Source organism: Labrys sedimenti, from assembly GCF_034424805.1.
In the GTDB taxonomy this organism is placed as follows: domain Bacteria; phylum Pseudomonadota; class Alphaproteobacteria; order Rhizobiales; family Labraceae; genus Labrys; species Labrys sedimenti.
Genome location: NZ_JAXOUF010000003.1, coordinates 363601 through 377148, shown reverse-complemented (window position 1 = coordinate 377148; position 13548 = coordinate 363601). Strand labels below are relative to the sequence as shown.

General features: G+C 65.6%; 14 protein-coding genes. 10 read left to right on the top strand and 4 right to left on the bottom strand.

Annotation, left to right across the window (positions count from 1 at the left end; translation table 11 throughout):
• Window positions 1–43: 43 nt before the first annotated feature.
• From U1R88_RS13380 to U1R88_RS13370, 3 genes are all read right to left on the bottom strand, one after another.
• Window positions 44–370 carry a DUF2853 family protein gene (locus tag U1R88_RS13380; RefSeq protein ID WP_162275188.1) on the bottom strand — a complete coding sequence of 109 codons (327 nt, stop codon included), beginning with the start codon at window positions 368–370 and terminating at the stop codon, window positions 44–46.
• A 162-nt stretch (window positions 371–532) separates the two neighbouring features.
• On the bottom strand, window positions 533–1474 hold the full coding sequence (gene gshB / locus U1R88_RS13375) for a glutathione synthase (RefSeq protein WP_322431659.1): 942 nt from the start codon (window positions 1472–1474) through the stop codon (window positions 533–535).
• A 123-nt stretch (window positions 1475–1597) separates the two neighbouring features.
• The gene (locus U1R88_RS13370; protein WP_322431658.1) at window positions 1598–2818 is read right to left on the bottom strand and encodes a serpin family protein; all 1221 of its coding nucleotides are present in this window, start codon (window positions 2816–2818) and stop codon (window positions 1598–1600) included.
• 340 nt (window positions 2819–3158) lie between these two features.
• Between U1R88_RS13370 and hisB the strand changes: the two genes are divergently transcribed.
• The 7 genes from hisB (at window position 3159) to coaA (ending at window position 7824) form a co-directional block, all read left to right on the top strand.
• Window positions 3159–3752 (top strand): imidazoleglycerol-phosphate dehydratase HisB, encoded by a 594-nt coding sequence (hisB, locus tag U1R88_RS13365; RefSeq protein ID WP_105863543.1) that lies wholly within the window; start codon window positions 3159–3161, stop codon window positions 3750–3752.
• Window positions 3753–3756: 4 nt separating this feature from the next.
• On the top strand, window positions 3757–4287 hold the full coding sequence (locus U1R88_RS13360) for a DUF2628 domain-containing protein (protein ID WP_322431657.1): 531 nt from the start codon (window positions 3757–3759) through the stop codon (window positions 4285–4287).
• Window positions 4284–4934, top strand: coding sequence for an imidazole glycerol phosphate synthase subunit HisH (hisH, locus tag U1R88_RS13355; protein WP_322431656.1), 651 nt, complete (start codon window positions 4284–4286; stop codon window positions 4932–4934). The genes U1R88_RS13360 and hisH overlap by 4 nt, the downstream gene beginning before the upstream one ends.
• Complete coding sequence (hisA, locus tag U1R88_RS13350) at window positions 4922–5662, top strand: 1-(5-phosphoribosyl)-5-[(5-phosphoribosylamino)methylideneamino]imidazole-4-carboxamide isomerase (RefSeq protein WP_322431655.1); 741 nt, start codon at window positions 4922–4924, stop codon at window positions 5660–5662. The genes hisH and hisA overlap by 13 nt, the downstream gene beginning before the upstream one ends.
• Window positions 5663–5741: 79 nt before the next feature.
• Complete coding sequence (gene hisF, locus U1R88_RS13345; protein WP_322431654.1) at window positions 5742–6527, top strand: imidazole glycerol phosphate synthase subunit HisF; 786 nt, start codon at window positions 5742–5744, stop codon at window positions 6525–6527.
• Window positions 6524–6841 carry a phosphoribosyl-ATP diphosphatase gene (locus tag U1R88_RS13340; protein WP_068293051.1) on the top strand — a complete coding sequence of 106 codons (318 nt, stop codon included), beginning with the start codon at window positions 6524–6526 and terminating at the stop codon, window positions 6839–6841. The genes hisF and U1R88_RS13340 overlap by 4 nt, the downstream gene beginning before the upstream one ends.
• Before the next feature lie 29 nt (window positions 6842–6870).
• The gene (coaA, locus tag U1R88_RS13335; RefSeq protein WP_082979986.1) at window positions 6871–7824 is read left to right on the top strand and encodes a type I pantothenate kinase; all 954 of its coding nucleotides are present in this window, start codon (window positions 6871–6873) and stop codon (window positions 7822–7824) included.
• A 21-nt stretch (window positions 7825–7845) separates the two neighbouring features.
• Here coaA and U1R88_RS13330 read toward each other — a convergent pair whose 3' ends face one another.
• Complete coding sequence (locus U1R88_RS13330) at window positions 7846–9153, bottom strand: MFS transporter (RefSeq protein ID WP_322431653.1); 1308 nt, start codon at window positions 9151–9153, stop codon at window positions 7846–7848.
• Between the two features lie 104 nt (window positions 9154–9257).
• On the opposite strand from U1R88_RS13330, the gene U1R88_RS13325 reads away from it, so the two are divergent.
• From U1R88_RS13325 to U1R88_RS13315, 3 genes are all read left to right on the top strand, one after another.
• The gene (locus U1R88_RS13325) at window positions 9258–10151 is read left to right on the top strand and encodes a LysR family transcriptional regulator (RefSeq protein WP_322431651.1); all 894 of its coding nucleotides are present in this window, start codon (window positions 9258–9260) and stop codon (window positions 10149–10151) included.
• A gap of 131 nt (window positions 10152–10282) precedes the next feature.
• Window positions 10283–11836 (top strand): Ppx/GppA family phosphatase, encoded by a 1554-nt coding sequence (locus U1R88_RS13320; RefSeq protein WP_082979984.1) that lies wholly within the window; start codon window positions 10283–10285, stop codon window positions 11834–11836.
• Window positions 11837–12142: 306 nt separating this feature from the next.
• Window positions 12143–13372 carry an argininosuccinate synthase gene (locus U1R88_RS13315; protein WP_068293043.1) on the top strand — a complete coding sequence of 410 codons (1230 nt, stop codon included), beginning with the start codon at window positions 12143–12145 and terminating at the stop codon, window positions 13370–13372.
• The last annotated feature ends 176 nt before the right edge of the window (window positions 13373–13548 follow it).

Genomic DNA, 13548 nt, shown 5'->3' with positions numbered 1-13548 from the left:
AGTTACCCAAGCGAGCGGCGCGACGGACGCACCGCGGCAAGAATCAGGCGGATTTCACAAAGAGGTCGAGCTTCTTGAAGTGCTCGGCGAGGAGATAATAGACCGTCACGCGCGACTTCGAATTGTCGGCCTTGAGCTTCTCGATCACTGCGGCAACGGCAGCGTCAAGCTTGTCGTCGGCATCCGTCAAGGCGAGCTTCTTCTTGAGGAAGCTGTCGCGGACACGAGCAAGTTCGGTTGGGTCCTTGCCGGCAACGAGCGAAGAATCACGATTACGCAGAGCAATGCCGAGATGCTTCACGATGCCCGCCACAGCGGCTTCGTTCACACTGGACGTGTATTTCTTGATATCAGCGACGTAGGTAGCCAGATCAGACATCGGCGTGCATTCCTCCTGAACCACGATGCATCGGACACAGTTGTTTGCTGGTCGAAACAAGCGTGGAATATTAGGGCATGATTTGCCCGCAGGCGCCACCGCAAAGTGCAGCTTTCCCTACGGAAACCGTAGAGAAATGCACCCAAAAGGCGCTCAGCGCCGTTTTTCCTCGACCGCGTCCCAGATCTGCGCGGCCAGATCCGGACCACCGAGCCGCTTGATCGCCCGCAGGCCCGTCGGCGAGGTCACGTTGATCTCGGTCAGATGGCCGTCGATCACGTCGATGCCCGTGAACAGCAGGCCCTTGTCACGCAGGGTCGGCCCGATTCGTTCGCAGATTTCCTGTTCGCGCGGCGAAAGGTCGGTCGGCTTGGCTGCACCGCCGCGCACCATGTTGGAGCGGATGTCGCCCGGTTGCGGCACCCGGTTGACGGCGCCGGCGGCGACGCCGTCGACCAGGATGATGCGCTTGTCGCCCTCCGAGACCTTGGGCAGGAAATGCTGCACGACCCAGGGCTCGCGCGAAAGCGAGGCGAAGAGATCGTAGAGCGAACCGAAATTCGGATCCTGCCTGCTCACCTTGAACACGGCCGCACCGCCATTGCCGTAAAGCGGCTTCATCACGACGTCGCCATGCTCGGCCCTGAAGGCCTCGATCTCGGCACGGTCGCGGGTGATCAGCGTCGCCGGCATCAGGTCCGGAAATTCGGTGACCAGGATCTTTTCGGGCGCATTGCGCACATGAAAGGGGTCGTTCACCACCAATGTCTTGGGATGGATGCGCTCCAGCATATGGGTGGTGGTGACATAGGCCATGTCGAAGGGCGGATCCTGGCGCAGCAGCACCACGTCGAAGCCGGAGAGATCGGCACGGTTCTGCGCGCCGGCCTTGACGTGGTCTCCCTCGACATCCTGCACGGTGACCGGCCTGACCTGCGCGGAGACGATGCCGTCGCGCTGGGACAGCGTATCGGGCGTGTAGACGGCCAGCGAATGGCCGCGCGCCTGCGCCTCCAGCATCAGGGCAAAGGTCGAATCCCCCTTGATGTTGATGCGCTCGATCGGGTCCATCTGCACGGCAACGTTGAGCTTCATCAGGCAGTTCCTCGGATTTCCAGGCTATCGAAAAAGGGCTGCTAGTTAGATAGCTGTCGACGCCGCGCCGCAACAGACGCCGAGGAGGATCATTACAAAAAAAGAGGCGCGCCGCCGCGCGCCCTATTGCGCCTTGGATGCATCGCCGACATAGCCGGCCATCAGGGTCTGGCCGCTCGCCTCGTCACGCAAGGCGAACAGGAAGGGCTTGTCGGCGACGAAGGCGAACTCGGGCTTGTCGGCAAGGCTGCGGGAGGTGATGGCCGTGGCCGCCGCCGCTTCGGTTCCCTTCTCGTCGATGGCGATCGCGACCTTCTGGATGATCTCGTCGATCTTCTGCGGCTTGGCCGAGAACTGGCGCAGCGCGTCCGGCGCCCCCGCGGCCGGATCAAGCCCGAGGCCGTCCAGGCTGGCCCTGAGGTCGCCGCCGGCCTTGATGGCGAGGCGCGGCAGGGCGACGGTGCCGGTCATCTCGGCAAACCCCTCCCCCGTCAGCCAGCCGGAGACTTCCGAAAAATCGGCAAGGCCTGCCGGCTTGTCGGTGGTGGTGATCAGGATCAGCGCATAGCCCTTGGTACGGTAGGGCAGGGAAACGCCGACGAAGCGCCCGTCCTGGCGGGCCAGCCGCGACGCCGAGCCCGAATGCATCATCGCCACCTTGGCCGCACCGGCATCGGCAGGGTGGAAATCGGCCTCGCCGGTCTGGGCGGGATCGAAGGCCATGTGCCACTCGTCCTTGAAATGCAGGGCGTTGAGCAGGACGAGGCTGCCCCCATGCAAGGGATTGTCGATGAGGCTGGGAATGAGCCCGCGCGTGCGCTCCTTGACCAGGGCATTGATGGCGTCGCGCGTCGCCGGGCTGGCGATGTCGGTGATCTCCACCGTCGCGCCGGCCTGCTTCAGCTTCGCCACGGCGGCCGGCTTGGGAGCGGCTTCCCGGTCGAAATAGACCGCGCCGATGCCGGTCAGCGGGCTCTCGTCCTTATTGCCCGCGATCAGGGGCGACAGGGCCTGGCGCAGTTTCGCGAAGTCGCCGGCCTTGCCCTCGAGGCGCAGCGTCTTGAGCAGCGCGGCGTGCAGTTTCGGGCTGGCGCCGAGATCGAGCAACGCGAAGGCGGCGGCGAGGCTGGCCGGAGAAACGGCCAGATTGGGTTCGCCTGACGCCGTCTTGCCCAGCGCGACGAGGAGGTCGAAGCCGAAGCGGGCGGAGGCCTGTGACAGGGCGTTTGAGGCTGATTTCGCCTTCTCGGCCGGTTTGGCATCGGTCGATTTGGCGTCGCTCGATTTGGGCTTGGGCGCGGCCTCCGCCGGCAATGGCACGGCGGCGAGCAAGCCAAGGATCATCAAGGCTCTCCTCGATACTGCAAACTCTGCGCGGCGGCCCATGCCCCATCCTCCTCAACGGGCACCAATGCCCGGTCACTGCCCCAGTTAAGCATGATGCCATGAACGCGCTGTATCGCAGAGCACCTTTCTGCGTGAATGCACCGCACAATACGGGCTTTCCCCGCACCCGCCGCCCCGCTATAAGGCTGCCCCTTGGGGGTCATGGTCGCGGCTCGGCCAGCGAATCCGTCCATGTCTCCCAGAGCAAAGCGAGAAACCGCGCCTTGCTCTCGTCGTTGCATCGCCCACGCCGAAAGTCGCCACCGCCTTTCGGCACCAGGTTCCAGCGGGGTCCGCCATGCGCAGCGCGTCGATCGAGCGCGTCACCAATGAAACGTCGGTGTCCGTGGCCGTCGAACTCGACGGCACCGGCAAGCACGACATTGCCACCGGCGTCGGCTTCTTCGACCATATGCTCGACCAGCTCGCGCGCCATTCGCTGATCGACATCACCGTGCGCACCAAGGGCGACCTGCATATCGACGACCACCATGCGGTCGAGGATACCGGCATCGCCCTGGGGCAGGCCATCCGCAAGGCGCTGGGCGACCTCAAGGGCGTCACGCGCTATGCCGACGCCTATCTGCCGATGGACGAGACGCTGACGCGCGCCGCCATCGACATTTCGGGGCGTCCCTTCCTGGTGTTCAAGGTCGATTTCCCGCGCGAGAAGATCGGCACCTTCGACACCGAACTGGTGCGCGAGTGGTTCCAGGCCTTCGCCATGAACGCCGGCATCACGCTGCATGTCGAGACGCTCTATGGCTCGAATGCCCATCACATTGCCGAAAGCTGCTTCAAGGCGCTCGCCCGGGCCCTGAAGTCGGCGATCGCCATCGACCCGCGCCTGGAAGGCCAATTGCCGACCACCAAGGGCAAGCTCGGAGGCTGAGACGATGCCGAGCTGGTTCGTTTTCGAGCCCGCCAAGACCGCTCCCGATACGCTGGAAGCCGCCGATAAGTCCGTCTTCGTCAAGGATGGCTTCAGCCTCGGCGCCTTTCTGGTCACGCCGGTGTGGCTGCTATGGCGCAGGATGTGGCTGGTGTTCCTGGCCTGGCTGGGGCTGCAGGTGGCGCTTGCCGTACTGACATCGACATTCTCCCTAGACCAGCGCGCCGCCGGAATCGTCTCGCTCCTGGTCAGCCTCTGCTTTGCCCTGGAGGCAAATGCCCTGCGCGCCTGGACCATGCGCCGCCAGGGCTGGCGCTTCACAGGCGTCGCCTCCGGCCACACCCTCGATGAGGCCGAACAACGCCATTTCGAAGGGCGCTCCCTCGTCGCTTCGGCTGCCGCGAACCCGCCGACGGCAGGTTCGCGTCCTCTCGGCCAGGAATTCCCCGGCCCCTGGTCCTCCGCCCTTGGCCGGAACGGCGGCTCGCCGAACGTGCTCGGCGTCTTCCCCGAACCGCATGGAACAAAACCTTGATCGCAACCATCATCGATTACGGCTCGGGCAATCTGCATTCCGCCCGCAAGGCCTTCGAACGCGCCGCAGCCGAAGCCGGTCTGTCCGTCGCCATCGAAGTGACCGATGATCCCGAGCGGGTGGCCGGCGCCGACCATGTCGTGCTGCCGGGCGTGGGCGCCTATGCCGATTGCAAGCGCGGCTTGACCGCCGTGCCCGGCATGATCGAGGCTCTCGGCCATGCCGTCACCACCAAGGGACGGCCCTTCCTCGGCATCTGCGTCGGCATGCAGCTGATGGCCGAGCGCGGCCTCGAATTCGAGACCACCGAAGGGCTCGGCTGGATCGGCGGCGACGTCACGGCGATCCAGCCTGCAGATCCGGCTCTCAAGGTGCCGCATATGGGCTGGAACACACTGTCCGCCAGGCGCGAGCATGCCCTCCTTGCCGGCATTCCGACCGGTCCCTCCGGCCTGCATGCCTATTTCGTCCATTCCTATCATCTGGCGGCCGCCGATCCGGCCGACGTGATCGCGCAGGCCGACTATGGCGGCCCGGTCACGGCCATGGTCGGCCGTGCCAACATGGTGGGAACCCAGTTTCATCCCGAGAAGAGCCAGGCCCTCGGCCTGGCTTTGATCGCCAACTTCCTGCGGTGGCGCCCGTGATCCTCTTTCCTGCAATCGATCTCAAGGAAGGGCGCTGCGTGCGCCTCATCCAGGGCGACATGGCCCAGGCCACCGTCTTCAACGACGATCCGGCCGAACAGGCGATCGCCTTCGAGGACATGGGCTTTTCTCATCTGCACGTCGTCGATCTCGACGGCGCCTTCGCCGGCAAGCCGATGAACTCGGCCGCCGTGGAGCGCATCCTCGCCGCCTGCACCATGAAGGTGCAACTGGGCGGCGGCATCCGCGACATGCGCACCGTGGCGGCCTGGCTGGACAAGGGCATCGCGCGCGTGATCATCGGCACGGCGGCCGTCCGCGATCCCGCCTTCGTCAAGGAAGCCGCCAAGGCCTTCCCGGGGCAGATCGCCGTCGGTCTCGACGCGCGCGACGGCCTCGTCGCGGTCGAGGGCTGGGCCGAGGTTTCTACCGTGACCGCCGAAGAAATCGCCAAGCGTTTCGAGGATGCCGGCGTCTCAGCCATCATCTACACCAACATCGCTCGGGACGGCATGCTCAAGGGCATCGACTGGGACGGCACGCTCGCTTTGGCCCGGGCGGTCTCGATCCCGGTGATCGCCTCGGGGGGGCTTGCCTCGATCGCCGATGTCGAACGCCTGGTCCAGCCCGATGCAGCGCTGCTCGAGGGTGCCATCGCCGGCCGCGCTCTCTATGATCGCCGCCTCGACCCGCAGGAGGCTCTCGCTCTGTTGGGCAAGGCGGCCTGAACAGGGCGAACCGCGTGATTTTCCTCTATAATTCTGTCATGGTGCCACCAACGGCCCGCAATCTCGGTCAAGAAGGTCGATGCTCAAAGCCCGCGTGATCCCCTGCCTCGACGTCAAGGACGGCCGTGTCGTCAAGGGCGTGAATTTCGTCGATCTCGTCGATGCCGGAGATCCAGTCGAGAGCGCGCGTGCCTATGACGCGGCCGGCGCCGACGAATTATGCTTCCTCGACATCGCCGCCACCCATGAGAACCGCGGCCTGCTGCTCGACGTGATCAGCCGCACCGCCGAGGCCTGCTTCATGCCGCTCACCGTCGGCGGCGGCGTGCGCGCGGTGGAAGACATCCGCCAGCTTCTCCTCGCCGGCGCCGACAAGGTCTCGATCAATTCGGCTGCGGTGGCCGACAGGCAGTTCGTGGCCCGTGCGGCCGAGAAGTTCGGCCAGCAATGCATCGTCGTCGCCATCGACGCCAAGAGGGTCTCGAGCGGCGGCGAGACCCCTCGCTGGGAGATCTTCACCCATGGCGGGCGCCGTCCGACCGGCATCGACGCCGTCGCCTTCGCCGAGGATGTCGTGCAGCTCGGTGCCGGCGAATTGCTGCTCACCTCGATGGACCGTGACGGCACCAAGATCGGCTTCGACCTCGATCTCACCCGCGCCATCGCCGACAGGGTCGGCGTGCCGGTGATCGCCTCGGGCGGCGTGGGCACGCTCGAACATCTGGTCGAGGGGGTGCGTGACGGCCATGCCAGCGCGGTTCTCGCCGCCTCGATCTTCCATTTCGGCACCTTCTCGATCCGCGAGGCCAAGACCTATATGGCTAAGGCGGGCCTGCCGATGCGTCTCGACGGATTGGCAGCATGAGCTTTTCCTTGACCGATCTCGAAGCCCGGGTGGCCGAGCGGGCCAAGGCGCCGCCGGAGCAGTCCTGGACGGCCAAGCTGCTGGCCGGCGGGCCGCCGCGCGCCGCCAAGAAATTCGGGGAGGAGGCGGTGGAACTCGTCATCGCCCTTACCGAGGGCGAGGAAGGCCCGATCGTCGCCGAAGCCGCCGACGTGCTCTATCATTTGCTCGTCGGCCTCAAGGCACGCAACATCCCGCTCGCTTCGGTCCTGCAGGAGCTCGAGCGGCGCACCGGCCAATCCGGCCTTGCCGAAAAAGCGTCCCGTCCTAGATGACGCCGATAGTTGAGGGGCAGGCAAACGCCATGGACCAGCTCGTGAAGTCGCCCGTGTCGCCCTATTCGGTGTTCACCCGCAGCGAATGGGCCAAGCTGCGGGCCGATACGCCGATGACCTTGACGGCGGCCGAGCTCGACCGCCTGCGCGCCCTCAACGACCCGGTCTCGCTGACCGACGTGGAAGAAATCTACCTGCCGCTGTCGCGCCTGCTCTCGCTCTATGTCGCGGCGACGCAGGGGCTGCACCGCGCCACCCAGCGCTTTCTCGGCACCAGCCAAGGCAAGGTGCCCTATCTGATCGGCGTAGCCGGCTCGGTCGCGGTCGGCAAGTCGACCACCGCCCGCGTGCTGCGCCAATTGCTGACGCGCTGGCCCAACACGCCGAAGGTCGACCTGATCACCACGGACGGCTTCCTGTTTCCCAACGCCTTCCTGCGCGAACACGGCCTGATGGAGCGCAAGGGCTTCCCCGAAAGCTACGACACCCAGCGCCTGCTGCGCTTCCTGGCCGATATCAAGGCCGGCCAGGGCAAGGTCACGGCGCCGGTCTATTCCCACCTCGTCTACGACGTGGTGCCGGGCGAGATCGTCACGGTGGACCAGCCCGACATCCTGATCGTCGAAGGGCTCAATGTCTTGCAGCCGGCCCGCCTGCCCCGCGACGGCAAGGCGATCCCCTTCACCTCGGACTTCTTCGACTTCGCCATCTATCTCGACGCCGAAGTCGCGCTGCTCAGGCGCTGGTATGTCGAGCGCTTCATGACCCTGCGCGAGACGGCCTTCCGCAATCCGCTCTCCTTCTTCCGCAAATATGCCGACCTCACGGAGGCCGAAGCGCTGGAGACGGCGCTCGGCCTGTGGAGCCGCATCAACCAGCCCAATCTGATCGAGAACATCCTGCCGACCCGCCCGCGCGCCGACCTGATCCTGCGCAAGGGCGACAGCCACGACATCGAGCAGGTCTCGCTCCGCAAGCTGTGACGGGCGGCAGAAGAGAGCCATTCAGCCTCGAGAGGCACCGCCCTCGGCCTGCTCCGTGATAAAGGTGATGAGGGCGGCGGCGCCGAAGGCCGCGCCCACCGTGCATATGCCGGGCCAGCCCGCATGGACCCAGGCAAAGCCCGACAACCCCGCCCCCATCGACGTGCCGATGAAGAACAGGCCCGTGAAAAGGCCGTTGACGCGTCCGCGCGCCTCCGGCCGCAACAGATTGATGGCACGCCGCCCCAGGGTCTGGTCGCCGACGACGCCGAGGTCGAGCAGAATCGCCGCGGCGGCCAAAGTCGCGAGCGCGCCATGGCAAGCCCCCGGCGATGCCCCGCGGGCCAGGATGTCGCCGCCGATCTCGGCCAGGACCATGGCGCCGATCACGGCGAGATGGGCGAGCAGGGTAGCGCCGCGTGTCCTCCCTCTGTCTCCTGCACGCCCGGCGAGTGGCGCCACCACGGCGCCGGCGGCGCCGGCCAGGGCGAACAGGGCGATTCCAGTCTGGCTGAGGCCGAAGGGAGCCTGGGCGAGACGAAGCGCCACCGACGTCCAGAACACGCCGAAGGCCACCATGCACAGCGCCTGGTAGGCCGCACGTCGCCGCAACACGGGCTCCTGGCGCAGGATCGTCCACAGCGATCCGATCAGCCGCACATAGCTCTCGGCGCCCGCCGGCTGGCGGCGTGGAACGACGAAAACCAGCATCGAGGCCAGGCCTGCGACGAGAACGGCAAGGCCACCATAAAACCAGCGCCAGCCGGCGACCTCCGCCACGAGACTGGCGGCCGGCCGCGAGACCAGAATACCGATCATCAGGCCGCTCATCACATTGCCGACGACCCGTCCGCGATGGGTGGGTGAACTCAACTGCGCAGCGGCCGGCACCAGCATCTGGATGGCACTCGCCGCCACGCCGCAGACATAGCAAGCCGCCAGGAACAAGGCCGGTGTCGGCGCACAGGCGACCGCTGCCAGGGCAATCGCCTCGACCGCCAGCGTTGCAACGATCAGGCGCCGGTTTTCGACGATGTCGGCCAGCGGCACCAGGAGAAACAAGCCACTGGCATAACCGAGCAAGGTAAGCGTGGTGACGAATCCCGCCTCGCTCGCACCGAAACCGAAGGCAGGGCCGATCAGGCCGATGAGCGGCTGTGAGGCAAAGAGGCCAAGCACGACGATCGCAACGGAGACAGCGAACAGGAGCGTGAGCCCGGCGGGCAGACCGGAAACCGGTTCGGCAGGCGTCGGTCCCGCCTTGGTTGCCGGAATGGACGAAGTCGAGATGGAAGACGTCGAGATGGAAGACGTCGAGATGGAAGACATGGGGGCTGTTTCCCGATGCGAGGATCGGCTTCGATTTTGCATCCATCCCACTGGGGTGATAATAGCCATTATTATTGAATAATTATTCCATTTCTCGTGAGAATATGGCCAGCATCGAGCAATATGAAGCCTTCGTCGAAACGGTCGAGCGCGGCAGCCTCACGGCAGCCGCCCATCATCTGAACCGGTCCCTGCAGGCCGTCAGCCGGGCGATCGCCTCGCTCGAAGAGGAACTGGGCGTCGAGCTCATCCGGCGAACGACGCGTCGCCTGCAGACGACGCCGACCGGAATGGTCCTGCGCGAGCGCTTGCGCACGGCGCTGAAGGACATCGACGATGCCCGCTCGGAGGCCCGGCGCGAGGCGCAACGCATCGGCGGCCTGTTCCGCATCAGCGCCTCGATCCATTTTGCCTCTCGCTTCGTGGTGCCGACCGCCGTGGCGTTTGCCCAGCGCTTTCCGGAAGTCGAGATCGAGTTTGTGCTCGACGACGCCCTCTCTCACCTGATCGAGGAGCGCCTGGACGTCGCGATCCGGGTCGGCGATCTCGGCGCTTCCAGCCTGCGGTCCCGACGAATTACGCAGCTTCGCCGTGTCATCGTGGCCGCCCCTGCCTATCTGATGCGGCACGGCCATCCCCGGACGCCCGCCGACCTCTCTACCCATCTATGCGTCATCCGTACCATCGGACCGGAGGGGGATGCCTGGCCATTCCTGGTCGACAGCCGCCTTGTGCGCATCCCGGTCAAGGGACCCTTGAAATGCAACGATGCCGCGACGGCCAATGCGGCTGTCCTTCTCGGTGCCGGCATTGGCATCGCACCGCTCTGGCAGGTGCGTCGCGAGATCGACGACGGCCAGTTGGACTTGCTTCTGACGGACTACGAGCCTCCGCCGACCCCGGTAAGCGCCGTCTGGCCGAGCAATGTCGGCACACCGGCGCGGACCCGTCTCTTCATCGAGATGCTCGCCCACCGGCTGACGGGCGAGCGGATCTGAGAAAGACGTCCCGCGATAGGCCACGTCCCGCCCACCGCGCGGATGGACGAAGCGGCCTGCATCCTCCATGATCCCCCATACGCAATTCTGGGACCAACACCAGATTCCCGGCATGCATTGGGGAGCGCTTCATGGGGACCAGCACCGGTACGGCAGCCGTTCATCGCCCACTCGAACTCGATCCGAAGCGGGCCGGGCGCCTCGATCGGGCGCATTACGGCATCATCGACATCGGCTCCAATTCGGTCCGCCTCGTGGTCTATGACCAGCTCGGTCGCGCCCCGCTGCCGCGCTTCAATGAAAAATCGCTCTGCCGTCTCGGCGAAGGCCTGGCCCAGACCGGGCTGATCTCCGTCGAGGGGTTCCGTCGGACGGTCGAGGCCGTGCGGCGTTTTCGCGCCGTTGCCGATGCTATGGGCGTTGCCCGTCTTGATGCCACCGCCACGGAGGCGGTGCGCCGGGCCGAGAACGGCAAGGATCTTGTCGAGGCCATCCGGACGGAGGCGGGGGTCGACGTGCGCATCCTCAGCGGCGCCGAAGAGGCCCGATTTGCGGCGCTCGGTGTCATCTCCGGCTTCCACCGTCCCGCCGGCATCGTCGGCGACATGGGCGGGGGCAGCCTGGAACTGGCCGCCGCCCTGGATGACCGGGTCGGCGAGGACTGGGTCAGTTTTCCCCTGGGAGCCCTGCCGGTCGAGGCGCTGATGCAGGGCCCGGACGATGCGAAACGGCGTATCGATGCGCTGCTGAAGGACAAGACGCCCGCCCCCTTCCTGAAGCAGCCGATCTTCTTTGCGGTCGGCGGCGGCTGGCGGACCTTTGCCAAGGCCCATATGGCGACGCATGCCGCGCCGGTTCCCGTGGTGCATGGCTATCGCATCCCGGCGAGCGAGGCCCGCGCCTTTGCCAAGACATTGCTGCGCCTGCCCCTCGCCAAGATCGCCGAATTGCCGGGCATATCGCGCCGGCGCGCACGCACCATGCCCGCCGCCGCCCTGGTGCTGGACCGCGTGCTCAAATATCTGGCGCCGGACGAGGTGGTGTTCTCCGCCCTCGGCCTGCGGGAGGGCTGGCTCTATTCGCAGCTCGACGCCGAGGAGCGCTACCTCGACCCGCTGGTCGAGGGCGCCCAGCTGATCGGCCTGCCCGGCTCGCGCGTGCCCGATTTTCCGCCGGCCCTGGTCGCCTGGACCGACGGCCTCTATGCGGATGAAAGTCCGGCCGAAAAGCGCCTGCGCGTGACCTTGTGCGCCCTCTCGGATCTGGGCTGGCGCGACCACCCCGACATCCGGGCGGAGGAAAGCCACCGCCGCGTGCTACAATTTCCCTTCATCGGCCTGGACCATGGCGAGCGAGCCTTCCTCGCCGTTGCGCTTCATGCCCGCCATGCCGGCCGGCTCGATGCACCCTACCTGGCGGGAGCGCTGAAGCTGCTATCGCCGGCCGATCGCCGCCGTGCCGAAATCCTCGGACGCGCTTTGCTGGTGGCCTACCGCCTGTCCGGCGGTACGCCGGCCGTGCTGGCGAACTCTCGCCTGTCGATCGGTTCGAACCGGTTGCGCCTGGAGGTCAGCCGTTCGGCTCGCGTGCCGGACAGCGAAGCGGTGAGCGAGCGGCTGTCCCTGCTGGCCGCCGCTGCAGGGGTCAAGTTCTCCGAGATCACCGAGCTTGCCGAGGAGGCCTGACTTTCGGAGAGCGCCGGCGACTGGCCCATCGACGGCAACATGCACGATAGCCGGCGTTGGAGGGCCGATCCTGCTCCATTTCTCGATGAAGCTGAGGAGATCGCCCCTCCTTGTTCCGCGCCTTTCGGCGTGGACACTTCAAGGACCTTGCTGTCATCCATCAGTTTTCTTGACTGGCACGCTCCGGACAGGCCGCCTAGAAAGCGCTCGCCATGCTTGTCTTGTCGCACCGGCTGACTATAGTCGCGCGCGATTTTCGTCGCCGGGTTCCTCGCCCGGTGCCAATCCCAACCCGAAGGCTCTTTGATGTCCAAATCCGTCAAGAAGGTGGTGCTCGCCTATTCCGGTGGCCTCGACACCTCGATCATCCTGAAATGGCTGCAGACCACCTATAATTGCGAGGTCGTCACCTTCACGGCCGATCTCGGCCAGGGCGAGGAATTGGAACCGGCGCGCCAGAAGGCGCTGCTGCTCGGCATCAAGCCGGAAAACATCTACATCGAGGACCTGCGCGAGGAATTCGTGCGCGACTACGTCTTCCCGATGTTCCGCGCCAATGCCCAGTATGAGGGTGTCTACCTGCTCGGTACTTCGATCGCCCGCCCGTTGATCGCCAAGAAGCAGATCGAGATCGCCGAGAAGGTCGGCGCCGACGCCGTCTGCCATGGCGCCACCGGCAAGGGCAACGACCAGGTCCGCTTCGAGCTCGGCTATTATGCCCTCAAGCCCGACGTCACCATCATCGCGCCCTGGCGCGAATGGGACCTGCGCTCGCGCGAGGCCCTGATCAAGTTCGCTGAAGAGCATCAGATCCCGATCGCCAAGGACAAGCGCGGCGAGGCGCCTTTCTCCGTCGACGCCAACCTGTTGCACTGCTCCTCCGAGGGCAAGGTGCTGGAGGATCCGGCGATCGAGGTGCCGGACTATGTCTATTCGCGCACGGTCAATCCGGAAGATGCGCCTGATACCCCGACTATCATCACGATCGACTTCGAGAAGGGCGATGCCGTCGCCATCGACGGCGTGAAGATGAGCCCGGCGACTTTGCTCACCAAGCTCAACGAGCTCGGGCGCATCAACGGCATCGGCCGTCTCGACCTGGTCGAGAATCGCTTCGTCGGCATGAAGTCGCGCGGCATGTATGAGACGCCCGGCGGCACCATCCTGCTGCCCGCCCACCGCGCCATCGAGAGCATCACGCTCGACCGCGGTGCCGCCCATCTCAAGGATGAGCTGATGCCGAAATATGCCGAGCTCATCTATAACGGCTTCTGGTTCTCGCCCGAGCGCGAGATGCTGCAGGCCCTGATCGACAAGAGCCAGGAAGCGGTGACCGGCTCGGTGCGCCTCAAGCTCTACAAGGGCGGCGTGCATGTCATCGGCCGCGAGAGCCCCAACTCGCTCTACAGCCAGGACCTCGTCACCTTCGAGGAGGGGGCCGTCGCCTATGACCACCGCGACGCCGCCGGCTTCATCAAGCTCAACGCCCTGCGCCTGCGCACGCTGGGCAGCCGCAAGCGCAAGCTGGGCGTCTGATCCGGTTCGCATCCGAATTTAGAGTCTATTGCCGCCCTTCCCTCTCCAGGGAAGGGCTTTTTGTTGACCAAAGCGCTTCAGATCGAGAGAACTCAAGCTTACCTGGACCACACCATGTTAATTTTGATGCGCCGCAGCAAATAATTTCCGCATCGCAAGATAATTCCCTGAAGTAA